Below are 23,658 nucleotides of genomic sequence, written 5' to 3'. Positions count from 1 at the left end.
TCTCAGATCAGTTCCCGCAGGGTCACGCCCGAAGGCACGGCCGCAGTGTCGATGTGCACACGGTAGTCAGCAAAGCGCCGGGGAGCGCCCGCATCGGCCGGCTGTGCGGACTCCACCTTGACGGCGTCAAACAGCACATGCGCAGGCGCGTTGCCCATGGCGCTTTCATGTTCGAAGACGATGAGTTTGCGCGCCGCCATCTCGCCGCGTGCGGCGGAGCGGTCATGCTCGAACATGTTGATCAGCGCGCGCCAGAACAGGTCCAGGTCCTCGTTGGAAAACCCGGTGCGCTCGGCCAGCTTGGCCGAGATGAAGCCATGGGCACGGTACAGGCCGTAGGGAATGATGTGCTTGCGGCCCATGGTGCGGTTGTCGCCACTCTGCGCTTCGGCCTCTTTTTCCGTGGTGACGGCCATGCGCGTGATGGAGATTTCCAGCGGCACCACGGGGTCGATGGAGGTGGCGAAGGCCATCTGTATGGGTCCGCGCACCTGGCCGGCATTGACGCCCGTGGTCATGACAGCGCCGAAGGTGCGGATGTCGAAGAAGTTGGCGCACATCCAGGCCGTGATCTCGCGGGCCTTGGCTTCGTCCTTGGGCAGTTTCTTGTCTTCGGGCTTGATGCCGATGGCCTCGTAGGCCTTGCGATGCTGGTGGTTCAGGATGGCCTTTTCCTGCATGTAGATCGCATGGCCCGGTGCATCGTCCTTGTCCAGGCTCACGAAGTTGCGGATCTTGCGCTTGAGGCAGACATCGGTGACCAGGCCTCGATTGGTCTCGGGGTCCAGGCGCGGCAGGTTGCCGGCATCGGGATCGCCATTGGGATTGCCATTGGTGATGTCGAACAGGTAGACGAATTCGTAGCGGTGGGCGATGGCGGTCATGCGGAGGCTTCCTCGGAGGTGTCTTCTGTGGAATCGTTGCTGTCGTCGTTGGCAACCGATTTGCTGAAACGGCTTTGCGACTGGTGGTAGTAGCCGATGGCGAAACGGCCCTGGTCTTCGATGCGCAGGCTGCGGGGGAAGCTGTCGGTGAGGCCGCCGACAATCTCGCCGATGTCCTTTTCCAGGCCCACGGCAGCGCCCGGCCTGTCCTTGCGCAGGCGCCCCAGATGGTTTTGCGCATTGCGCAGCAGCATGGGAAATACCGATGCCGGCGTGGCCGAGGCGGCGCCGTAGTAGCGGTCGCGGATGGTCGCGTTGACCTGCCCGCCCAACGCCTGGCGCTGCGCGCTTTCCAGCACGGCGAAAAGGCGGCCCAGCCGGTAGGCCGCGTTGGTGGATTCCTTGTCCAGACTCACGGGGATCTCCTCCTTGTCACTGTTGATTCCGAGGCGGCGCTCACGCGCCAGAATGCCTTTGCAGATACCCACGCGCAGCCCCGACAGATGGCCGTCGCTGCGCATGCGCATCAGCACGTTGGCCAGCAGGCTGCGTGGATAGGGGCGGCCGGTGAGCACGGCGCGCATGAACTCCCCCACGAGATTGCTCATGGCGTCATCCATCTTGGGCGCGCTGCCCTCACGGTGCGGTGCCGTGGCCAAGACCACGCGGTAGGCCGACGGGGCCGTCTTCCAGGGCCGTGGCTCCAGCGCGAAATCATGGGCATGCTCCGCCAGGCGGCGCGCAAACAGGCCCAGCGTGCCGACCTCCCAGAAACGGATGGAGATGCGCGAGGCATTGGGCGCCAGGCCCAGCACGTACATGCGCGTGTCTTCCTCAAGCCTGGGATCGATGTCGCTGAGCGGCCGGCCTTTCTGCACCTTTTCCAGTTCGATGCGGATGCGCGCGGCCTCCTGGTCGTCCGAGGGACGGTCATCGAGCAGGTCGGCCAACAGCGACTCGGCCCGTACGGCTTGTTCGGCCTCCTGGCCATCTGCGGCCTCGGCCCAGAAGACGATGCTGGTATCACCGATCTGCAGGCGCTGGCGGTTATGCTCGCCGCGCCGCAGCAGGTGGTTGAGCACGGTGGTGTAGGCAAAGGCGGCCTGCTCCGAGACAGGTGCGTTGTCGCCCTGGCTTTTGCCGTAGGAAGTGAATGACTCCTGGTTGAAGGAGACGATGGAGGCGCCGGAGCTCTGGGCACCACTGACGCCCTTGATGACCGGGTGCAGGCGCGCCACGGGCAGGCTTTCACCGCTCACAAGGCAGGTCGCCACCGATTCCTGACCGCTTTGTCCACCGTCGTCGCTGGCGAGCAGCCGGGCACGCAGGGCCTGAGCGGCCGGGCGTTCGTGCAGATAGGCCTTCTCGCCATCCATGCGGAACACCATGTTGGCATCGAGCATGTCCGGGGTGAAATGGGCCGCTTCGAATTGCTGCGGCGTCCAGGCGTCGAAAAAGCCCAGCAAGGCCTTCAGGCCCGCATCCTGCGTGCCGGCCAGATGCTCGCGGTGCAAGGCCTTGAAGGCTTCATGCTCCTTGTCCGCGCGCTTGCTGGTGGCGCTCACACCCAGCACATAGCTGGTCTTGTCCCAGAGGAAGTTGGACTTGATGCCCACCGTTCTTTTCTCCGGCTGGGGCACGTTCATCACGCACGGCAGCGGCTTCTTGCCCGTGGTGTCCCGGATGTCGTTGACCTGCACCACACGGCCATCGGCGGACAGCAGGATCTCGTAGCTGATCTTCTCGGGGCTGTAGCCAAAGGGCGCCAGGCCCTCCTCACGGCGTTCCAGCAGCCGCTGGTAGTAGGTGGCAAGCGCCTGCAGGATCATGACTTGAGCTCCTCGCTGTGCCAGGGCGGCACGGCGATCACACCACCGGCCATGCTGGCGCGGAAAAAGCGCGGGGCCATGCCGTTGGCAAAGTCGATGTCATGCAGCATCCAGCCCAGGTCCCGCTCGGGCAGCAGGCTTTCGTGCGGCGTGGGCAATGCCTCGCCGTCTTCGAGCAGGCCGAAGTCCGCCGGAAACTCGCGCACGCCCAGGCAGGGCATTTGAAAGCACTGGCCCTTGCGCGCTCGGCGGTTGAAGATGTCCAGGTGCTTGCCCACCGAGTCGTCGGCGCCGGCCTTGGGCGTGAGCTCGAAATGCGCCTCGATCACATAGGCCACGTCGCGCAGCACCGTGGCTGCGCGCTGCTGACGATCCTGGTCCACATGCGTGACCAAGCCTTCCGTGGAGCCGGCCTTCATCGCCTTGGACACACTGGCCGGAGAGATCTTGCTGCCGACCTCGTTGCGCCGTATCGATTCAAAGCGGATCGGCTTCAGAACGTGGATGCGGTCTACGCTCCAACGTATAGCCGGCTTCCAGTGGATGGCCTCCAGAATGCCGCGCGCGGCCGAAGGCGTGATGACGTCGTAGCTGACGCGCTCACCCTTCATCTCGGGTCTGGTGAAGCAGGCGCGCTCACCCCAGACCTTCAGTTTCACTCCAAATCCCATGCCCTCTCCTCTCCTTCAGCGGCAAGACACCGTTGCCTGCGCTACCAGCACAAATGCTCGGTCTGGATCAGCGCGGGCTCATCCCAATGGATGCCATGGCGCGGGTCGTACAAGCCCTCGTGCGCCAGCACCATGAATTGATCACCCCATTTGCTCTCAGCCACCGACACCACGGCCCCGGCCTTGCGCAGCGCATCAAAGCCTTGTCGCGGCAGTTGCACCAGATAGGGCTGCAGGCTGCGCGCCAAGCCCACGCTGCCTTGCGCATGCTCCAACGCCCGCAGCGCGTCCCTGGCCTTGTCGTCATACGGCACGATCACCGGCATCTGCACGCTTTCGATAAGCCGGAACTTCGCCGCCAGGGTTTCCATCGGCAGGCTGTCGAAGCGGCTTGCCGTCAGTTGCCCCAGTAGATCCGGCACATCCAGGGCCTGCGAGCCCTTTTGCCAGTAAAGCAGCGAGAAGTAGCGCTGGATGGCCTCGGGGGCCAGAGGCTGCGCCTCGAACTGCCTGAGCACTTCTCGCGCCTTCTCCGCGTACTGCTTGAGTTCAGGTGGCGGTGCCCAATCCGGATTGCCCGGCAGAAACACAAGCACCTCGCTGGTATCCCTGGCGCGCCGTCCCTCACGGTTGCAGCGGCCAGCGGCCTGGGCGATGGAGTCCAGGCCCGCCTCGGCACGCAGCACGGTGGGAAAGTCCACATCGACGCCGGCCTCGATCAGGCTCGTCGATACCAGCCGGCAGGGTTTGCCTTCCTTGAGCATCTGCCGCACTTCGGCCAGCACCTCGCTGCGGTGCCTTGCGCACATCAGCGTGGTCAGATGGCGTGCGCCGGGCAGATCGGCCATGGCCTGGTAGACGGCCCGCGCATGGCGGCGGTTGTTGACGATGCACAGCACCTGTTCGCGCGAGCGCATGTGTCCGGCCAGCGCCTCATCGTCCAGCACGCCCAGGTGTCGCACGCGCACGCGCTCCAGTTGCGTGAACAGCCGGTCCGGGTCGGGCGCCAGTTCCCGCACTTCGTTCAGGCCGCCCTCGAAATCGGGCGCCACCAGTGCAGGCTGGGTCGCGGTGCACAGCACCACGCTCGCGCGGTAGTTGCGCGCCAGTTCGTCGATGGCCGCCACGCAGGGCCTCAGCAGCTTGAGGGGCATGGTCTGGGCCTCGTCCAGCACGACCACGCTGCCCGCGATGCGGTGCAGCTTGCGGCATTGCGATGGCCGGGCGGCAAACAGGCTTTCGAAGAACTGCACGGCCGTGGTGACGATGATGGGCGCATCCCAGTTCTCCATGGCCAGCTGCAGCTTCTTTTCCGCCTGGTATTTTTCGGGGTCGTCGCGCGGCGGCTCGGTCTGCACGAAAGCGCTGTGGTGCTCCAGCACGGCGGCGTCGCCCAGCGGGCCCAGGGCCCTGCGAAATACGGCGGCGTTCTGCTCGACGATGCTGGTGAACGGAATCACGAAGATCACGCGACGCAGGCCATGGCGTATGGCGTGGTCCAGTGCGAAGGCCAGCGAGGCCAGCGTCTTGCCCCCACCCGTGGGCACCGTCAGGGAAAACAGCCCCGGCGCCAGTTCCGCCTGCGCACGCACATGCTGCAGGATGCCTGAGCGGATGGGGTTGACGTCACCCCCCGTTGGCAAACCTGCCAAGTGGTGGTCGAGTTGCTCGCGCAAGGCCTGCAGGCTGGGCACCGGCTTACCCGCGCTGCGATGATCGGGAAGGCTTTCCGTCTTCAGATAAAAGCGCTCCGTATCGAGAAAATCGGCATCGACCAAGCATGAAAACATCATGCGTGTGAAAAATGCCAACTGGAAATTCTTGCGTTTGCCGTCACAAGGCTTGAGATCGACCATTGGCAGCTTGGCGGGCAATGCGATGTCGCGCTTCCAGGCGGAATCCAGCGCCGGCAATTCGTACCCGTCATCAAGCCGCTGGCGCAATGCGGATCTTTCCCCTTGTCCATCTCCATTGGCCAATCCCGCATGGTGCCCGGCAATGCCATAGGCCAGCAAATGGCCTATTCCGGGATAGTGCCTGGCTGCAATGCGCGCGCCCCAGGTGGAGTGGTCCACGCGCAGTGCGCCGCCTTGCAGCCGAAGTTGGTAGGGCTCGGTGTACTTGCCCAGGTCATGCAGCCAGCCCTGTATCTCAGCCAGCTCACCGGCACCGAAGGCCTGTGCGAACTGTCGAGCCAGTGTGCCCACACCCTTCAGGTGATCCGGCAGGGATTGCCAATCGGCCCTTGAAGCATTGGCTGTGGAATGCGCAAAGAAGTCACCCATAAGACAATTCAGATTCTTCCGTCTATTTCTCGGTAAAACAGGAATAGTCCTAAGAAAAAACACCGCAGGCACCAAAGCGCCTGCGGTGTTTATTTGACCAGTCCAAGGCTGGATCGACTATAGGGGAAATATCAGCCTACATGGCGCATTCCCGATCAGGAGTCAGCGGATTTCAACGCGCCGTCGTATCGCTGCTGGCCGCCACGATGGGGATATAGAACTCCCCGCCCGCGCGGTTGAATTCCTCGGCCTTGGCCTGCATTCCGGCGGCAATGCCTTCCTGCTCGGCAACGCCCTTGGCAGCGGCGAATTCGCGCACTTCCTGGGTGATCTTCATGGAGCAGAACTTGGGGCCGCACATGGAGCAGAAGTGCGCCACCTTGGCGCTGTCCTTGGGCAGGGTTTCGTCGTGGTAGGCCTGGGCGGTGTCGGGGTCCAGGCCCAGGTTGAACTGGTCCTGCCAGCGGAAGTCGAAGCGGGCCTGGCTCAGCGCGTCGTCGCGGGCGCGGGCGCCCGGGTGGCCCTTGGCGACGTCGGCGGCGTGGGCGGCGATCTTGTACGCGATGATGCCCTGCTTGACGTCGTCGCGGTCGGGCAGGCCCAGGTGTTCCTTGGGCGTGACGTAGCACAGCATGGCGGTGCCGAACCAGCCGATCATGGCCGCGCCGATGGCGCTGGCGATGTGGTCGTAGCCGGGGGCGATGTCGATGGTCAGCGGGCCCAGGGTGTAGAACGGCGCCTCGTGGCAGTGCTTGAGCTGCTCGGTCATGTTGGCCTGGATCATGTGCATGGGCACGTGGCCGGGGCCTTCGATCATGGTCTGCACGTCGTGCTTCCAGGCCAGCTGGGTCAGCTCGCCCAGGGTCTTGAGTTCGGCGAACTGGGCCTCGTCATTGGCGTCCGAGGCGCTGCCGGGGCGCAGGCCGTCGCCCAGCGAGAAGCTGACGTCGTACTGCTTCATGATGTCGCAGATGTCCTCGAAGTGCTCGTACAGGAAGCTCTCGCGGTGGTGGGCCATGCACCACTTGGCCATGATGGAGCCCCCGCGCGAGACGATGCCCGTGCGGCGCTGGGCCGTGAGGTGGATGTAGGCCAGGCGCACGCCGGCGTGGATGGTGAAGTAGTCCACGCCCTGCTCGGCCTGCTCGATCAGCGTGTCGCGGAAGATGGGCCAGGTCAGGTCCTCGGCAATGCCGCCCACTTTCTCCAGCGCCTGGTAGATGGGCACGGTGCCGATGGGCACGGGCGAGTTGCGGATGATCCAGTCGCGCGTGGTGTGGATGTTCTTGCCGGTGGACAGGTCCATCACGTTGTCCGCACCCCAGCGGATGGCCCAGACCAGCTTCTCGACCTCTTCCTCGATGCTGGAGGTGACGGCCGAGTTGCCGATGTTGGCGTTGATCTTGACCTTGAAGTTGCGCCCGATGGCCATGGGCTCGATCTCGGGGTGGTTGATGTTGGCCGGGATGATGGCGCGGCCGCGCGCCACTTCGTCGCGCACGAATTCGGGCGTGATGATCTTGGGGATGGCGGCGCCCAGGCCGTTGCCGGCCAGGCGCGCCTCGCGCGCGGCGTCCTGCTGGTACTCGGCCATCCATTCGCGGCGGCCGTTCTCGCGCAGGGCCACGTATTCCATCTCGGGCGTGATGATGCCCTTGCGCGCGTAGTGCATCTGGGTGACGTTTCCGCCGCTTTTCGCGCGGCGCGGCTGGCGCTGCAGTGATGCGGCCTCGGCCCGCAGGCGGGCCACGCGCTCGTCCTCCTCGCCGCGCTTGCCGCCGTCGTCCAGTGCCTGGCGCAGGCGGCCGGCGTAGTACTCGCTGTCGCCGCGCGACTCGATCCAGGCATTGCGCACGCCCGGCAGGCCGCTGCGCACGTCGATGGCCACGGCCGGATCGGTGTAGGGGCCCGAGGTGTCATAGACGCTGACCTGCTCGCCATTGGTCAGCTGGATATCGCGCACGGGCACGTTGAGGCCGGCATGCAGGCTGCCTTGCAGATAGCTCTTGGTGGAGGCCGGGAACGGCTTGCGCGACTGCGCCAGCAGGTCGGAAAAACGCTGTGCGTCTGGAGCTTCGCCGGCTGCGGGGGTGAAGATGGAATCGGGAGCGTTCATGTCGGGTTCCTTGCGTTCAAAGCGTCGATCAACAACGCTCCGGGAACCGGACACTCCTTGGGCTGTGCCAAAGGCCGCGCACCGGGCTATGCCAGTGTGGGCCTGCCAGGGCCGTATGGCCTTGGCCCCTGGTTGCCACGCACGCCAAGGCGCACGAGCAGCCTTGGTTGGCAAGGGTCGATGCGCATCGGATGGTGGCCTGCCTGGCCGTTGCGGCCCTGCGTGTATCCGCCGTGGCGGACTTCCATCCTCTGACTTCGGCCCCGCTTCAGGGTCCCGCTCTTCTTCCGCCGGTATCAACCGGATCAAGTTCGTCGGGTTCGCCGCCTGGTCCATGCAGCGCATGGACCGGTTGGCATCTCAGTGCATCAGCACACCCCGGAGCAGAGCGCAGTATAGGGGATGGCAAGGCGCCCTTGCCCTGCGGGTTTGCCCAGGGGCCTGAAGGCCCTGCTCAGTCGAAGCCGCGCATCTGTGCCCATTCGGCCACCGGTGCGCGCGTGGCGCGCCAGCCGTTGATGGGGGCATCCTTGTCCTCGTAGCCCAGCGCAATGCCGAAGGCCACGTGGTAGCCCTCGGGCAGCGCCAGCGCCTGGGTCACGGCGTCGTTGTAGCGGCGCCAGAAGCCCTGGGCGCAGGTGGCCAGGCCATTGGCGCAGGCCAGCAGCATGAAGGACTGCAGGTAGATGCCCAGGTCCACCCACTGCGGCAGGCCCATGCGCTCGTCCACCGCCACGATCAGGCCCACGGGCGCGCCGAAGAACTGGCCGTTGCGCGCCAGCTGCTCCAGCCGCGCGGGCTTGTCGTCACGCGGAATGCCCAGCGACTGGTACAGCTCCTCGCCATTGGCAAAGCGCCGGCTGCGGTAGGGCTCCCAGAGGTTGGGCGGGTAGGACAGGCCGGGCTGGGCGTCCTGGGGCTCGGCTTCGGCAACGGCGGTGAGCAGCTGCTGCAGCGGCTCTCCCGTCAGCGCCAGCACGCGCCAGGGCTGCAGGTTGCCGCCCGAGGCCGCTTGTGCCGACTGTTCCATCAGGGAGCGCACCAGGGCCGCATCGGGCGACTGGGGCAGGAAGGCGCGCACGGAGCGGCGCGCATGCAAGGCCTGTTCAACGTTCATGCTGGTCGGAGTCTCCGGTCTTCTTGGGGGATCTTGGGGGATCTTTGGTGATCTTCTGCAGGCCTACTTGCCCATGATCTGGTCGATCTTGTCCTTCTGGAACGCCTGCGGGCGCTCGGACTCGCAGGGCACGCAGTCGCCCACCTTGCTGCCGGCCGAGAGCTTGGCAATCGCCTCCCACAGCAGCGCGATCTGCTGCTCATGCGCGGCCGCGCCATCGCTCAGGCCACGCATGGCCTGGGCCACGGGGTCCATTTCCTGGGTGATGCCGTAGGCCGTGAATGGCTGGGGCGCGGCAGAGGCCGGGACCTTGATGGACTCGGCCTTGGCAGATGCCAGGTCGTGCTCGGTCACATCGGCGCTGTGGCCGTTCTTGCTGGCGATGATGCGCGCCGGAATGCCCACGGCCGTAGCGCCTGCGGGCACGGGCTTGATGACCACGGCATTGCTGCCGATCTTGGCACCGTCGCCCACCTCGAAGCCGCCCAGCACCTTGGCGCCCGCGCTGACCACCACGTCGCGGCCCAGCGTGGGATGGCGCTTGGCGCCCTTGTACAGCGAGGTGCCGCCCAGGGTCACGCCGTGGTAGATGGTGCAGCCGTCGCCGACCACGGCCGTCTCGCCGATGACGACGCCCATGCCGTGGTCTATGAAGACGCGCTCGCCGATGACGGCGCCAGGGTGGATCTCGATGCCGGTGAGCCAGCGGCCGATGTGCGAGATGAAGCGCCCCAGCCACTTGAGGCCATGGTTCCAGCACCAGTGCGCCGGGCGCTGCAGCCAGATCGCATGCAGACCCGGATAACAGGTGATGACCTCCCAGGTGCTGCGTGCCGCAGGGTCGCGGTCGAGGATGCACTGGATATCGGAGCGCAGGCGGTCAAGCATCTAGGGGCTGGTTATTGTTGACAAGACCGCTCAGTCTAGCGTTTCGGTGGGGTGCTCTGCAGCATGGCTTTCGCAACACCGCGCAGGATGTGGATTTCCTCGGCGGTCAGTTGCGAGCGGTTGAAAAGCTGGTTGAGGCGCGGCATCAGCTTCTTGGGCGCGGCCGGATCCAGAAAGCCGATATGCGCCAGCGCCTGCTCCCAATGGCCCAGCATGCCGGCCACCTGGGCCGCGTCGGCACGCTGCGGCGCAGGCGTGTGCTCCACCACGGGAAAGCCGCCCAGCGCCTGGCGCCACTCGTAAGCCACCACCTGGATGGCCGCCCCCAGGTTCAGCGAGCCGAACTGCGGATTGGACGGAATCGACAGCGCCACATCGCTGCGGTAGACATCGTCGTTGCTCATGCCGAAGCGCTCGCAGCCGAAGAGGAAGGCCACGCCCGACTGGTTGCAGCGCGGCGTGGGAGCCTGTGCCGACACGGATGCATCGGCAGGCGCCGCCGCTTCATCGGGCACATCGGGCGCAGCCGGCACATCCAGCGCCCCGCTGAGCAGCAGCTCGAAATGCTGGCGCGGCGTGCGCGTGGGCGGGCCGAAGTCGCGCGGCGTCATGGCCGTGGCGCACAGGTGGCTGATGCCGTCCAGCGCCTCCTCCAGCGTCTCGACCACGCGCGCATTGCCCAGCACGTCCAGCGCGCCGCTGGCCCGCTGGATGGTCTCTTCCTTGCGCAGCACGTTGGGCCAGCGCGGGCGCACCAGCACCAGGTCGTCAAAGCCCATGGTCTTCAGGGCGCGGGCGGCGGCGCCCACATTGCCGGCGTGGCTGGTTTCTATCAGTACGAATCGGGTTTTCATGGCGTCGCTGGCCTGCCGGCGCCGGCAGAGCCCCCAAGACGGGACAGGTTGCGCAGCACAAAACGGACAAGGCGGGTAAAATTGCGCGCTATTGTCGCCGCCCCGCATCGCCGGACGCGGCTTTTTCCGTTCTTACCCGCGTCAAACAGCCTGCTTTTGCCAGAGAGGACCGTCCTCTCCTTGCACAGCCGCTGCTCCGCCAACGCCTCACAATCTATGTCGACCAACCTGCATCCCATGCTCAACGTGGCCATCAAGGCCGCACGCGCCGCCGGCGCCATCATCAACCGCGCGGCTCTTGACGTGGAATCCGTGCGTGTCGCACAAAAGCAGGTCAACGACTTTGTGACCGAGGTGGACAAGGCGGCCGAGCAGGCCATCATCGAGACGCTGCTGGGCGCCTATCCGGGCCACGGCATCCTGGCCGAGGAATCGGGCAACGAGTTCGGCGCCAAGAACTCCGACTACGTCTGGATCATCGATCCGCTGGACGGCACCACCAACTTCATCCACGGCTTCCCCGTGTACTGCGTGAGCATTGCCCTGTCCTTCAAGGGCAAGGTGGAGCACGCCGTGGTGTACGACCCCTCGCGCAACGACCTGTTCACGGCCACGCGCGGCCGCGGCGCCTACCTGAATGACCGCCGCATCCGCGTGTCCAAGCGCATCCAGCTCAAGGACAGCCTGATCTCCACCGGCTTCCCCTTCCGCCGTGGCGACAACTTCAAGCAGTACATGAACATGCTGGGCGACGTGATGCAGGAAACCGCAGGCGTGCGCCGCCCCGGCGCCGCCGCGCTGGACCTGGCCTACGTGGCAGCCGGCTTTGCCGATGGCTTCTTCGAAAGCGGCCTGCAGATCTGGGACGTGGCCGCCGGCAGTCTGCTGGTGACCGAGGCCGGCGGTCTGGTCGGCAACTTCACGGGCGAGGCCGATTTCCTGGAGCAGAAGGAATGCCTGGCGGGCAATCCGCGCATCTATGGTGCGCTGGTCGGCATCGTTGGCAAGTACAGCAAGTTTGCTTCGGCTGGGGAGAAGGCTGGTGTGCGGCAGGCGCTGTCTGATTCTGGAGAGGCGGCTCCCGTCGCTGATGCTGAAACTGCTGAGTCTGAGCAGCAGCCTGAGGCCTGATTTCGGCTTCTCCTATCTCTCTTTAAAACAGCTCCTTCAAGGGGCTGTTTTTCATTGGGCCTTTGGATTTGGGTACTTTGTTTTTGACCCTGCCGGGGGGTTGCTTTTCGAGGCCGGGTCTCGGCCCGGCGGCCGACCTACCTTTCTTTGATTCGTCAAAGAAACGTAGGCCAAAGAAAGACGACCCGAATGTCCACGTCCCTTCGCTTCGCTGCGGGCAACCTGCGCCGGGCCGCCTGCGGGGTTCGCCGTGAAACTCGTTGCGCGCTGCGCGCTTCACTCAAACATCACGGCGAGTCAGATGACGAGGCAGTCCTGTCCTGCGGCAGGACTGCAACCCCGCAGGCGGCCCGACGCAGGCGTGGGCATACGGGAGGGGTGAGGGCCACGGCCATGGCCTCACGGCCTGGCCTGTGGCGCGGAGCTCTTTTACTTGACCCGTGCGTTGATCACCGCCTCAGCCACGTTGCGCGGTGCTTCGGCGTAGTGCTTGAACTCCATGGAGTAGGTGGCACGGCCTTGCGTTTGCGAGCGCAGGGAGGTGGCGTAGCCGAACATTTCGGACAGGGGCACTTCGGCCTTGATGGATTTGCCGCCGCCGGCCATGTCGTCCATGCCCTGCACCATGCCGCGACGCGAGGACAGGTCGCCCATGACGGTGCCGGCGTAGTCTTCGGGCGTCTCGACTTCCACGGCCATCATGGGCTCCAGGATGACGGGGCTGGCCTTTCTCGCCGCTTCCTTGAACCCGAAGATGGCCGCCATCTTGAAGGCCATTTCGTTGGAGTCCACGTCGTGGTACGAGCCGAAGGTCAGCGTGACCTTGACGTCCACCACGGGGTAGCCGGCCAGCACGCCGCTGGTCAGGGCCTCTACCACGCCCTTTTCCACCGCAGGGATGTACTCGCGCGGCACCACGCCGCCCTTGATGGCGTCCACAAACTCGAAGCCCTTGCCGGGTTCCTGGGGCTCCACCGTGAAGACCACATGGCCGTACTGACCCTTGCCGCCGGACTGGCGCACGAACTTGCCGTCCACATCGGTGACTTTCTTGCGGATGGTCTCGCGGTAGGCCACCTGGGGCTTGCCCACGTTGGCTTCCACGTTGAACTCGCGCTTCATGCGGTCCACGATGATTTCCAGGTGCAGCTCACCCATGCCGGCAATGATGGTCTGGCCCGATTCCTCATCGGTGCGCACGCGGAAGGACGGGTCTTCGGCCGCCAGGCGCGACAGGGCAATGCCCATCTTTTCCTGGTCGGCCTTGGACTTGGGCTCCACGGCCTGGGCGATCACGGGCTCGGGGAAGACCATCTTCTCCAGCACGATGGGCGCGGACGGGTCGCACAGGGTCTCGCCCGTGGTCACGTCCTTCAGGCCCACGCAGGCGGCAATGTCGCCGGCGTGGATTTCATCGACCTCCAGGCGTTCATTGGCATGCATCTGCACGATGCGGCCGATGCGCTCCTTCTTGTCCTTGACGGAGTTGAGCACGCTGTCGCCCTTGTTGAGCACGCCCGAGTAGACGCGCACAAAGGTGAGCTGGCCCACGAAGGGGTCGGTCATCAGCTTGAAGGCCAGGGCAGAGAACTTCTCGCTGTCATCGGCATGGCGCACGATGATGGAGCCGTCTTCGGCATGGCCTTCCACGGGCGGCACTTCCAGCGGCGAAGGCATGAGCTCGACCACGGCGTCCAGCAGACGCTGCACACCCTTGTTCTTGAAGGCCGAGCCGCACAGCATGGGCTGGATCTCGCCCGCAATGGTGCGCAGGCGCAGGCCGCGCAGGATGTCGGCCTCGGGCAGGTCGCCCTCTTCCAGGTAGCGGTTCATCAGGTCTTCGCTGGCCTCGGCAGCCGCCTCCACCATGGACTCGCGCCACTTCCTGGCGTCTGCCACCATGGCTGCGGGAATCTCCTGGTACTCGAACTTCATGCCCTGCGTGGCCTCGTCCCAGATGATGGCCTTCATCTTGAGCAGGTCCACCACGCCGGTGAACTGCTGCTCCGCGCCAATGGGCAGCACGATGGGCACGGGGTTGGCCTTGAGGCGGTCGATCATCATCTGCCGCACGCGCAGAAAATCCGCGCCCGTGCGGTCCATCTTGTTGACGAAGGCCAGGCGCGGCACCTTGTACTTGTTGGCCTGGCGCCAGACCGTCTCGGACTGCGGCTGCACGCCGCCCACGGCGTCATAGACCATGACGGCGCCGTCGAGCACGCGCATGGAGCGCTCCACCTCAATGGTGAAGTCCACGTGGCCCGGGGTGTCGATGATGTTGATGCGGTGCTGGTCAAAGCGGCCGTCCATGCCCTTCCAGAAGCAGGTGGTCGCCGCCGAGGTGATGGTGATGCCGCGCTCCTGCTCCTGCTCCATCCAGTCCATGATGGCGGCGCCCTCGTGCACCTCGCCCAGCTTGTGGCTCACCCCGGTGTAGAACAGGATGCGCTCGGTCGTGGTCGTCTTGCCGGCATCGATGTGCGCGGAGATACCAATGTTGCGATAGCGTTCTATGGGGGTATGGCGGGCCATGAAAGGACTCCTGGGTGCTGATAAGCGTTGATGCGTGGATCTGCCGTGGGCTGGGATTCTCGCGGGGGTTGAATGAGGGTTAATGACAATTTGAATGTACGAAGACAATCGTACTATCTTCCGCAACTTCTTGCAGAACGATTCATGTTTTCACCACGCCATGCCCCTGTCTGCCAGATAACTGCCCGCGCCACGCCGCATCAGCGACGTACGGCATTGCTTCCATGGCACAGTGGCGCCCCATTGACTGGACGATTCATGCTTGCCAACCACCCCGACCGCGAACAGATACGCCTGGAAAACCTGCTCAACGCCCTGGGCAACCCCCTGCGCCTGGCCGTGGTGCGCGCGCTGGCCGCAGGCCATGAGCGCGCCTGCGGCTCGCTCTTGCAGGGCCAGTCCAAATCCACCATGACCCACCATTGGCGCGTGCTGCGCGACAGCGGCGTGATCTGGCAGCGCCCCGATGGCCGGGAAAACCTGCTCTCCCTGCGCCGCGAAGACCTGGACGCGCGCTTTCCCGGCCTGCTGGATGCGCTGCTGCAGGCCCTGGCCGAAGACCCGCTGACCGAACAGGCCACGGCGGCCCACCTCAAACCCTGCCCCTGAAGCCAGGCCCCTGCAACGCAGGCGGCAGCCCTGCGCCCTACCCTTTCACGGCAAGCGCCACAGCAACGCCCTCATCCGCAAACCGCTTGGCCGCCTTGAGCAGATAGCTCACGGCATAGAGGATGGGGTCATCGGCCTCATCGCCATTCAGATGGTCCACCACCTCGATGGCATAGCCCAGGTCCACTGCCGTGTCGTGCAGCAGGCCCAGCAGTTCCTTGTCCTGCGGCTCCAGCGACTGCGCCTGATCGGCCTTGGCGTAGTAGATGCGCAGCAGGTCGCGGCAGACGCAGTTGATGGCCGTGACCTTGTGGCGAGCGTGCAGCTCCAGCACTTCAAGGGCAGCGCCCAGGTGCAGGACGGCGTCGATGGCCAGGTCGTCGAGGTTGGGTTGAGAAACGGTGCGGATGTCTTGATCCATCGAAGCCTCCTCTGATGATTGAAGCCTGCGTCTCGGCCTCGTACCGAGCTGTGCCGGATGCAAGGCAGCAGCAGCCCAAGATCAACAAAAGAGTTAAATATAACGTGGTTTAAATTGCATCAAAAACTGACGCTCTTGCCCATGCAAAAGCGTCCTGTCAAACGCGGCCGTCCAGTCGGCGCCACTTCATTTGATGCAGACATTGCCCGGGCTTTCGGCGCGGCGGTGCGCGCCCTTCGCAACGAGCGCGGCATCTCTCAGGAATCACTGGCCAACCTCGCCGATATCGAACGCTCTCACATGGGCAAGGTGGAGCGTGGGGAGCACATGCCGACCCTGGTCATCGTGTTCAAGATTGCGCGGGGGCTGGGGTGTGGCGCGGCTGAGGTGATGGGGAGGGCTGAGGAGGAGCTGCGGGGTGGGACTGCGGACTAGCAGCCGAGACTCGCTGAGCTTCGAGACTTCCAAAAGAACGGCCGAGACCGGAGGTTGGGCATGGATGACATCAGTGCGCTCATGAAAGCCATCGACGATGGGCAAATCACCGAAGTGAGACGGCTGCTTGAGGCTGGCGTCGATGCCAACGCAATGGATGAGGAAGGCCAGTCGCCGCTGATGGCAGCGGCTTGTGCAAACGACTTGAAGGCCCTGGACTTACTGCTGCAGTACGGGGCGGATGTGAGGCGGGCCTATGCGGAGGGTTGGACTGCGCTTCACACGGCCGTCGATTTTTCAATCGACTCGACTATTCAGCGCGGAGAGGCTCCTGGGGATGAGCCGCTTGATGCCATCTTATGGCTGCTCGCGCATGGGGCCGACGTGTGCGCGAAGACTGAGAGGGGAGAAACGGCGGTTGACTTTGCTCGGGCGTATCGGTCGGGGCGCGTAGAACGGGTGCTCTTGGTAAGCCAGTCTTGAAAGTGTCGAGCGTTCTCCTGCAGCCTGGCATGCATTCAAAGTCGGCAGCCGTCCGGAAGGTGCCAGCTCAACTCCCGCTGGCTGCCTGGCTACTTCAGGCTGATCTGCGCCATTCACGGCGCATCGCCTGAGCAACCGCAGCGGCCAATACTAGCCATTGAACATTGCCGGCCTTCTACTAACACTCATGCCTGAGAGCAACCACTCGATAGCGTATCGACCCAAAGTACCGATTCTTTATGCCTTTGGCTGACTCGTGTCGGCCCAAAGCGGCCAGCGACGTCGCATCACTACCACCCGGCCACCTTTATGCATCAAAAGATGGCTCTGTGCTCAAAGTACAAAGCGTACAATCAGACACAGAAAAGAGAGCAAGGGGTATGAATGAACCGAAGCCACATTTTTGATGCATGTGAGGAGCACTTATCCGTACTAGCAACGCGGATCGCACTTCGGGGTAAGTTGAATATACTTAATTTACATTTGCACTGTGAAGATTTTTACGCAGGACTTCTCAACCGGCTGTACTCACTTCAGCTAAAAAATATGAACGTTTACGTTCAGAATGCTGAAGGCATTGACCTAATTGACGCTGCTGCAAAGGTAGTTCTTCAAGTTTCCGCTACTGCCACGAAGCAGAAGGTAAATGCAGCACTGAGCAAAGACTTGTCTGCGTACAAAGGGCATTCCTTTCGTTTTATGTCAGTATCAAAGGATGCCTCGCATCTTCGAACCGAGACATTCGCAAATCCGCATCAGTTGGTTTTCAACCCCACAACTGACGTCTATGACGTAGCGTCGCTTCTTCATATCATTCTACATTTAGATCTCTCAAAGCAGAGAGAAGTCTATGCCTACCTGCAAGAAGAACTGAGTGAGCTCGGCGGCGATCGAATACTTCAAGAGTCCAATCTTGCCTCGATCATAAATGTCATTGCTAAGGAAAATCTGACTGCAAAATTTTGCGATACAAACATTGCAGATTTCAACGTAGACGAGAAGATTGTCTTTAATAAGCTGGATGCTGCAGCTAGCATGATTGAAGACTACAAAGTCTACAGTCATATTGTTGACAGAATTTATACAGAATTCGATAACAGCGGCGTCAATAAAAGCAAGTCTGTTCTTGATACATTCAGGAATATATATCTCCGACTGAGCACTAAATACTCAGGGGACGAACTCTTCTTTCAGATAGTCGAGGAAGTGACAAAAAGTATTAGAGGGAGCTCTAATTTTTCTCGACTTCCCATTGAAGAATTGAGTCTCAGTGTGAACGTGATCGCTGTGGATGCATTTATTCGATGCAAAATTTTTAAGAAGCCGTCCAGCTTAGGGGCATCGCATGTTACTACCTGAAAATATCCATCCGGAAAATACCCTGATGTACAACGGTATACTCATTGTGAAAGTGCTTAGGAGCGCAGACCAACATTCGCTTATAGATCTGTACTTGAACGCCAAAAAAGAAAACGACAGATTGACGATGGGGTTATTCGTACTTTCATTGGACTGGCTTTTTCTTGCTAACTGCGTGAGCCTCAATGAGCACGGCAAGGTGACCCTATGTTCCTAAAGTCACTGCGTATTGAAAATCAAGATGGCCTTATACGCCACATCCCGTTTCATGCCGGATTAAATCTTATAGTAGATGAGACTCCAAGTGATAGCCAACACAATACCGGCAACAACGTCGGAAAAACCACCGTATTGAAGCTAATAGACATCTGCTTAGGAGCCGATCCTCGCAGGGTCTACACTGATCTTGAAAATGCAAAATCGGAGTATACCGAGGTCAAGCAGTTTCTTATAGAAACGCAGGTTCTCGTGACGCTGACGCTGTGCGAGTCTTTCGATGTGCCATCAGAGCGTGATTTGATTATCGAACGCAATTTTCTTCCAAGAAAAAACCTGGTCAGGCGGATAAATGGACGCAACTACACTCAGGAGGGATTTGAAGAATTTCTAACAAACCATCTATTTCCTGATCATTACGGAAGAAAACCAACTTTTGCACAAATCATCTCGCACAACATCCGCTATAAAGAGCCAAGTGTTAGCAATACGCTAAAGACTCTACATCAGATGACAAAGGATGATGAGTACGAAGCTCTCTACCTTTTTCTGCTTGGCTGCTCCTTTACGGACGGGGAAAGAAAGCAACAGCTTCTCGCAAAACTTCGCAGTGAGACCACATTTAAGCGACAGCTGGAATCAAAGCAAACGAAGTCGGCATACCGGCTATCGCTCGCTCTACTGATGGATGAGATCACGGAGCTAGAAGCGAAGAGAGCATCTTTCAAGCAAACGTCGGACGTCGACGTACGTATCCAACGGATCGCCGAGATCAAGTACAGGAAGGGAGTAGTAGCTAGCGAGCTATCCAAAGTGCGTCTACGACGAGACCTGGTCCGCGAAGCCGTCCACGAAGTCAGTGCCCAGAAGAGCCACATAGACATTGCAGAGCTGAAAAAGCTTTATGGCGAAGTGTCAGAGCGCTTTGGCAGTTTGACGAAGTCGTTTGAAGAGCTCGTATCCTTCCACAACAGAATGGTTGACGAGAAGGTTCGATACATCGCTAAAGATCTTCCGCATCTGGAAGTACAAATCTCCGCTAAGCAAAATGAGTTGCACGCCCTTAACCGATCTGAGTCAGAGAACATCGTCGAGATTACGGAGACAGGAACGCTTGAGGAGATCGAGGCAATTGTCGTTAGACTAAACGAACGCCATCGCATGCGTGGAGAATTCGAGACCGTTATTGAGCAGATCAGCGCTGTCGATGATTCAATTTTAGGCATCAGATCGGAGTTGGCTGAACTTGACCGCTCTCTTTTTTCTAAAGATGCCACATGGGCGATCGAAGCGCAACTCGCAAAGTTCAATCGCCATTTTGCTTCGGTTTCTGATGAACTTTACGGCGAAAAATATGCACTGAAAGTTGACCGAGTCACCAATGCAAAGACAAGCCAACAGGTCTATCAATTTACCTGCTTTAATACGAATTTCAGTTCAGGAAAAAAACAGGGAGAAATCACATGCTTCGATATCGCCTACACTCTGTTCGCTGACGAAGAAGGCATTCCTTGCTACCACTTTCTCCTGAACGACAAGAAAGAATTGATGCACGACAACCAGTTGCAAAGAATTGGCAAACTTGTTGTCAGTAAGTCAAATCACGTGCAGTTCGTTGCATCCATTCTTCGCGACAAGTTGCCGCCAGAGCTGAATGAAGAAAAGTATTTGGTGGTAAAGCTGTCTCAGGACGACAAGCTTTTCCGCATTGAAAGTGGCGGTGCGCCTCTTACCAGTATTGATTCAGAAAGTTGATAGTAGAACTGTAAAGTACAGATGCGGGATAATCGCAAAGTAGGCGTTGCGTCGCTAGTCTATTTTCTTTTGCAAGAATTCGCGATTGGGTCGAGTTATAAGACCACTTATGCCCACCTCCAGCTATCTCATGCCCATCCGAAGCCGACAGTGGGTGTGCTAGTAAAAACGGTCATTGATCCGCCCCCAAAAATGTGGCTATCGATAGCACAGCTGTGTAAATTCGTAGGCTATAGTTGGGCCGGAGAAAGCTTCCGGGGGTTGCCGAAATTCCTATACCTGATTTTTTGGACAGCTCCTACGCTCGCAAACCCCGGTTGCAATCCGATTTCAGGGGCAAGTAGTATCCAGAAAGAATATCCTGCATACTCCAGTTTATTCCGTAGATTCTGCGGGACATTACGTTAGCCACCTCAGTAACCATCGTTTGCAGTCGTAGGAATTTAATGAAGAAACACAAAGCACTCTATCAACTCGGTGCAAATTTACTGATGTGGCTCTGCATGCCAGTCGTCATTGGTGGACTTTCAATGGCAAGAGGCGGTTCACCGACCTCGCCATTTCCGAAAGAAGAATTTCTCAAGCTTGTCGAACCGAGTCAGTTGTTCATGCTCTTGGGGGCTGGCTTGTTGTTCTTCCTAGTGTTGTCGATCATCAGGCACAAGAGCAAGAATGAAGAGGACCAGAAGCGCGCATTCTACTTCGCGGAATTGGGCCTCGACGAAATGGCCTCCGCGCTCTATAGTTTCGGATCGATACTTTTGGTGAGTGTATTTCTCGGCGCAACGCTATGGTACATTTTGGCCGCAATTTCTTGCTACGGGGTTGGTTTGTACTTTAAGCCTTCTGAATAAATGACTAAATGATCTTGCAACACGGACTTCAATGCTTAGACTGGGCAAAGAACTCGGCCCAGACCGTGCCGAGTACGGCACGCATTCTGTGCGTAGACAAAGTCAATACTGATCTACCGGTGCACTAAGAATCGCAGGGCGGTTCAACTGTTTCTACAACACTCCCAGCTTGAGCCGAGCATGAGATACCTCGGCATCGGGGTTGATAACAACCTGGAATTCGCGAACCAGACGGAAAAATCGGCAGTGCTCACTGATGGCCGCGCAGGCGTAGGCTCGGTTCGACCGTGCTGGACGGGGCAGATAGCAGATGCCAGCGAGAACTAGAGATAACGGTCAGCAGCGGAAATACATCAGGAGCCTCTTGGATCCCGTCGAATTGCACGCATCCATTGTAACTACCCATAGGAGTCGGTCTTAGACAATAGTGATAACCTGTGGTTTCCAGAGTAAGATATGTTGGCTCGTACGATTTTATGAAATTGATCTAACAAAGAAGTCGTAGCGATCTTGTATATGTGTCTCTTTAAAAACACCATTTATCGCCTGACGGAGAAATACTTCCAAATCCCGCTGCGTCAAAACAAGAATTAATCCAGCCTGATTCTTGTTTGCGACATTTGATATGTGACGCAAATAGGAGTCTTTGATCTCGGAGCCGCGAAAGAAAATAATTCCGAACCGTCCGAAAGTTTCACTAAAATAGTAATTTACCTGCTGAAAATCATCTGCAGCAAGGTCTACATAGTTTTTGCATTCAAAAACAACTTGCGTTGCACCATATTTTGTCCTAACGACATCCCAGAAACCACCGCTTGCTCGATTTGCTGCAATCCAATCTCGGATCTGAGAACCGTCGGCCATCCTGACTTTGGGTTGAGTATTCGTGAGCGAGCGGAAAAAACACAGTTTCACCACGCGACCTACAATCTCCTCGAATGCCTGCGCGCCCGGGTGTCCTAGTGGAAGAGTCTTGAGATCCTCCAATGTGCGCTTCAATTCCTCCTTGTACTGGTCAAACCGGTAATTCTCAGGTAGCTCTTCAAGAATACCTTCATGTTTCAGAGGCGTTTCCTCCGAAACCTTCTGTATGAGGATATTGCGCAGATTTAGTGCAGGCTGGTAAGTGGGGTGGATCACGAAGTGAGTCGCCTGATCAATAGGGAGCTTGGCATTGGAGTCTTTTCCGGCTTCTTTAAATATAGTTCGCCCAGACCGCCGCAGTCCCATGAATCCGATGCCGTACAACAACTCGATTAAGCGACTTGCCGTTGTATAGTCGAAAAACCAGGCCGCACAGTGCTTCTTAATTTTCTCATTGACAAGCAATTTAGCGATCAGGTCTTCAATGCCTAAAAGCGAATACTCATTCCCTAGGCCGTAGAAGAGCTCTAGCAAGACGCTGATATTTGGATAGTTTTCGGCGAATTCATCGCCCAAATCCTTTAGGCGGCTGGTGCTGTACCGCTTTGCGGCCGCCTCCACGTCTGGCAGCTGGATGTTCTGATTCCCAGAGTTCACTGCAGACTCGATGGCATAGCTCACGAGCATCAGGATGTCGCGTGGACGGTGCTGGCACAGAGACATGACAGCTGCCCTGCTGCTCCTGTCTGGTTCCTCTTCAAAGAAGCAATTCCATGCTTCACCGCCTAACTTCGGCTTGGTCGGGAGGGCGCGGACCATGCGACGCTCAACAAGCTCGATAAGCTTGTGCTCCGACCAGTCGAGGAATACGACAGCGGTCTCTAGGCGCGAGAACTCGTTATCGATCGCCCGGATGCGGTCATAGATGTTCTCGCGAATGAAGATGTAAGGCCGAACCGCAGGGTAAGACGCGCTGAGCCTGACCGTCGCATGCATAAGCGCCATCAAGCATACGATGGCGGAATCTGATCCATCCCATGACTCGTCGAGCCGGTCGATCAGTAGCACGAAGCGATATCCCGATTGCGCACTCAGTGAGGCGAGCTCTGCTCCCAGCTCCTTGCTGCGATTGATCTGCCTAAGCCAGAGCTTGTCTTGAGACTTGGCATAGGCGTCAAAGATCTCCTGCGTAAGGCTGAGTACTCGCTGATCGAAGTCACAGTCTTCAATGAGATTGCGCTCTTTCGTGACCGTTGACGGCAAGCCCTTGTTCCTGAAACGCTGTGTTTGGAACAGTTGCCGAAAGCACTCATCGAGGAGGGCCCGTTCGAAAGTGTGCATCAACGACTTAAATGGACGTTGCCTGGTGTCCCGAAACTCCTCATGCGCAAAGGGAAGTTCCAACAAGTCGAAGATCTGCGGCACGATGGGAATGGCGTCCGGCGTGCGGCGCAGCAACTCATACGTTATTGCTGTCTTGCCCGCTCCGCGGCGTCCGATGAAGAAGCACTTTTGGGTGGTCTGATCCAGCGCAGCTAGCGCCGCTGGCGTCGAAACGAACAGTTCGGGCTCGTCTCGAATCAGGTCGTACTCGGCGAAAGCTTGGCCAATGTGAATGCGCTCCAAAGCACGCTTGGGAAGAACAAATTTGTTGCTCATGTATGCCTGTCTGTAGTTTTTGGCAAACGTGCTTAGGCCGCTTGCCTCCCATATCTCGGCAGACTATCAGGTCAACCTAGCTGGAGTACTAGGGAGTACATCAGTGTCCGACTCCCCTGACCCGGGAAGGCAAATTAGCCCAGCCCAGTGAAATCGTAAGAGGCAATTGAATGGGCGGGGCACTCTGCTCAGTTATCTTTATCGTAGTTCTCGCACGACTTCAAGCAGTTCGGCAGGGTCGCGGGCAACGAGCGCAACGAACTCTCGAAGTCACCCTCGTTTACAGGCGCCTGAACGCGCGAACGCGTCCGTCCTACGAACCGCCCAGCTCGATACTGCGATCGCCCTTTCTCTTGAACTTGCCGCTTCGGGGTGATTAGTCAAACTAGTAAGCCGGCCGCTCAGGGTCGGTAGTACCAGTTCATGAGCCGCGATAGCGGACTTCCAGCAGCCTCCCGGCAGTACAGACGGTCACTCTCGGCTGCCCACCTGAAACCTATCGTGGGGCTGCCGCGAGATTTGGCACTCGGATGACTACTATGAAGCTGTGACCGATCGTTCGCTATGCCTTGATGAGTAGCATCAATCGCCACAAAGCCAACGCCAATGGGTCGCGGATCAAAACCACCAACGGGTCGATCGCAGCCCCCTCTGCTTCCACCCACACACTCCCTCCACACCCCCACCCCATAATCC

General features: G+C 59.9%; 19 protein-coding genes and 1 riboswitch. Of the genes, 8 read left to right on the top strand and 11 right to left on the bottom strand.

Annotated features, from left to right (window positions below; genetic code table 11):
• Nucleotides 1–2: 2 nt before the first annotated feature.
• From cas7c to IAE24_RS25680, 8 genes are all read right to left on the bottom strand, one after another.
• Nucleotides 3–884, bottom strand: coding sequence for a type I-C CRISPR-associated protein Cas7/Csd2 (gene cas7c, locus IAE24_RS25715; protein WP_034391368.1), 882 nt, complete (start codon nucleotides 882–884; stop codon nucleotides 3–5).
• The gene (gene cas8c / locus IAE24_RS25710) at nucleotides 881–2,713 is read right to left on the bottom strand and encodes a type I-C CRISPR-associated protein Cas8c/Csd1 (RefSeq protein WP_199961347.1); all 1,833 of its coding nucleotides are present in this window, start codon (nucleotides 2,711–2,713) and stop codon (nucleotides 881–883) included. The genes cas7c and cas8c overlap by 4 nt, the downstream gene beginning before the upstream one ends.
• Complete coding sequence (cas5c, locus tag IAE24_RS25705; protein WP_043792880.1) at nucleotides 2,710–3,384, bottom strand: type I-C CRISPR-associated protein Cas5c; 675 nt, start codon at nucleotides 3,382–3,384, stop codon at nucleotides 2,710–2,712. The genes cas8c and cas5c overlap by 4 nt, the downstream gene beginning before the upstream one ends.
• A gap of 41 nt (nucleotides 3,385–3,425) precedes the next feature.
• Nucleotides 3,426–5,669, bottom strand: coding sequence for a CRISPR-associated helicase Cas3' (cas3, locus tag IAE24_RS25700; protein WP_199961348.1), 2,244 nt, complete (start codon nucleotides 5,667–5,669; stop codon nucleotides 3,426–3,428).
• 172 nt (nucleotides 5,670–5,841) lie between these two features.
• Nucleotides 5,842–7,785 carry a phosphomethylpyrimidine synthase ThiC gene (gene thiC / locus IAE24_RS25695; RefSeq protein ID WP_199961349.1) on the bottom strand — a complete coding sequence of 648 codons (1,944 nt, stop codon included), beginning with the start codon at nucleotides 7,783–7,785 and terminating at the stop codon, nucleotides 5,842–5,844.
• A gap of 265 nt (nucleotides 7,786–8,050) precedes the next feature.
• A riboswitch (TPP riboswitch) is annotated at nucleotides 8,051–8,176 on the bottom strand.
• A 63-nt stretch (nucleotides 8,177–8,239) separates the two neighbouring features.
• The gene (locus IAE24_RS25690; protein WP_012204232.1) at nucleotides 8,240–8,902 is read right to left on the bottom strand and encodes a nitroreductase; all 663 of its coding nucleotides are present in this window, start codon (nucleotides 8,900–8,902) and stop codon (nucleotides 8,240–8,242) included.
• Nucleotides 8,903–8,965: 63 nt separating this feature from the next.
• Complete coding sequence (gene cysE, locus IAE24_RS25685) at nucleotides 8,966–9,790, bottom strand: serine O-acetyltransferase (RefSeq protein WP_013803521.1); 825 nt, start codon at nucleotides 9,788–9,790, stop codon at nucleotides 8,966–8,968.
• Between the two features lie 35 nt (nucleotides 9,791–9,825).
• Nucleotides 9,826–10,644 carry an RNA methyltransferase gene (locus IAE24_RS25680; RefSeq protein WP_199961350.1) on the bottom strand — a complete coding sequence of 273 codons (819 nt, stop codon included), beginning with the start codon at nucleotides 10,642–10,644 and terminating at the stop codon, nucleotides 9,826–9,828.
• 216 nt (nucleotides 10,645–10,860) lie between these two features.
• Here IAE24_RS25680 and IAE24_RS25675 point away from each other — a divergent pair, with 216 nt between their 5' ends.
• On the top strand, nucleotides 10,861–11,775 hold the full coding sequence (locus IAE24_RS25675; protein WP_016449664.1) for an inositol monophosphatase family protein: 915 nt from the start codon (nucleotides 10,861–10,863) through the stop codon (nucleotides 11,773–11,775).
• 429 nt (nucleotides 11,776–12,204) lie between these two features.
• Here the strand turns inward: IAE24_RS25675 and fusA are convergent, their stop codons facing one another.
• Nucleotides 12,205–14,307: an elongation factor G gene (gene fusA / locus IAE24_RS25670; protein ID WP_199961351.1), complete on the bottom strand. Its 2,103-nt coding sequence runs from the start codon at nucleotides 14,305–14,307 to the stop codon at nucleotides 12,205–12,207.
• Nucleotides 14,308–14,565: 258 nt separating this feature from the next.
• Here fusA and IAE24_RS25665 point away from each other — a divergent pair, with 258 nt between their 5' ends.
• Nucleotides 14,566–14,916, top strand: a complete 351-nt coding sequence (locus IAE24_RS25665; protein WP_012204227.1) for an ArsR/SmtB family transcription factor — start codon at nucleotides 14,566–14,568, stop codon at nucleotides 14,914–14,916.
• Between the two features lie 37 nt (nucleotides 14,917–14,953).
• On the opposite strand, the gene IAE24_RS25660 is transcribed toward IAE24_RS25665, so the two are convergent.
• Nucleotides 14,954–15,337, bottom strand: coding sequence for a hypothetical protein (locus IAE24_RS25660; RefSeq protein WP_199961352.1), 384 nt, complete (start codon nucleotides 15,335–15,337; stop codon nucleotides 14,954–14,956).
• Nucleotides 15,338–15,478: 141 nt separating this feature from the next.
• On the opposite strand from IAE24_RS25660, the gene IAE24_RS25655 reads away from it, so the two are divergent.
• The 6 genes from IAE24_RS25655 to IAE24_RS25635 all read left to right on the top strand — a co-directional run bounded on the left by IAE24_RS25655 (nucleotide 15,479) and on the right by IAE24_RS25635 (nucleotide 20,439).
• On the top strand, nucleotides 15,479–15,772 hold the full coding sequence (locus IAE24_RS25655; protein WP_199961353.1) for a helix-turn-helix domain-containing protein: 294 nt from the start codon (nucleotides 15,479–15,481) through the stop codon (nucleotides 15,770–15,772).
• A gap of 60 nt (nucleotides 15,773–15,832) precedes the next feature.
• Complete coding sequence (locus IAE24_RS25650) at nucleotides 15,833–16,255, top strand: ankyrin repeat domain-containing protein (protein ID WP_046239490.1); 423 nt, start codon at nucleotides 15,833–15,835, stop codon at nucleotides 16,253–16,255.
• Between the two features lie 384 nt (nucleotides 16,256–16,639).
• A complete protein-coding gene (locus tag IAE24_RS25645; protein WP_199961354.1) occupies nucleotides 16,640–17,614 on the top strand; it encodes an ABC-three component system protein in 975 nt (324 codons plus the stop codon).
• Entirely contained in the window at nucleotides 17,601–17,831 is a 231-nt protein-coding gene (locus IAE24_RS30760; RefSeq protein ID WP_046239492.1) for an ABC-three component system middle component 6, read from the top strand. Before IAE24_RS25645 ends, IAE24_RS30760 begins: the two co-directional genes overlap by 14 nt.
• Complete coding sequence (locus IAE24_RS25640) at nucleotides 17,822–19,585, top strand: DUF2326 domain-containing protein (RefSeq protein ID WP_046239493.1); 1,764 nt, start codon at nucleotides 17,822–17,824, stop codon at nucleotides 19,583–19,585. The genes IAE24_RS30760 and IAE24_RS25640 overlap by 10 nt, the downstream gene beginning before the upstream one ends.
• Nucleotides 19,586–20,031: 446 nt before the next feature.
• Nucleotides 20,032–20,439 (top strand): hypothetical protein, encoded by a 408-nt coding sequence (locus IAE24_RS25635; protein ID WP_128422679.1) that lies wholly within the window; start codon nucleotides 20,032–20,034, stop codon nucleotides 20,437–20,439.
• Nucleotides 20,440–20,913: 474 nt separating this feature from the next.
• On the opposite strand, the gene IAE24_RS25630 is transcribed toward IAE24_RS25635, so the two are convergent.
• Nucleotides 20,914–22,962, bottom strand: a complete 2,049-nt coding sequence (locus IAE24_RS25630) for a P-loop ATPase, Sll1717 family (protein WP_199961355.1) — start codon at nucleotides 22,960–22,962, stop codon at nucleotides 20,914–20,916.
• Between the last annotated feature and the right edge of the window lie 696 nt (nucleotides 22,963–23,658).

Source organism: Delftia sp. S65 (assembly GCF_016516495.1).
Taxonomy (GTDB): Bacteria; Pseudomonadota; Gammaproteobacteria; order Burkholderiales; family Burkholderiaceae_C; genus Comamonas; species Comamonas acidovorans.
Note: the sequence above shows the minus strand (reverse complement) of the source record. Positions and strands in the feature narration are given on the sequence as shown.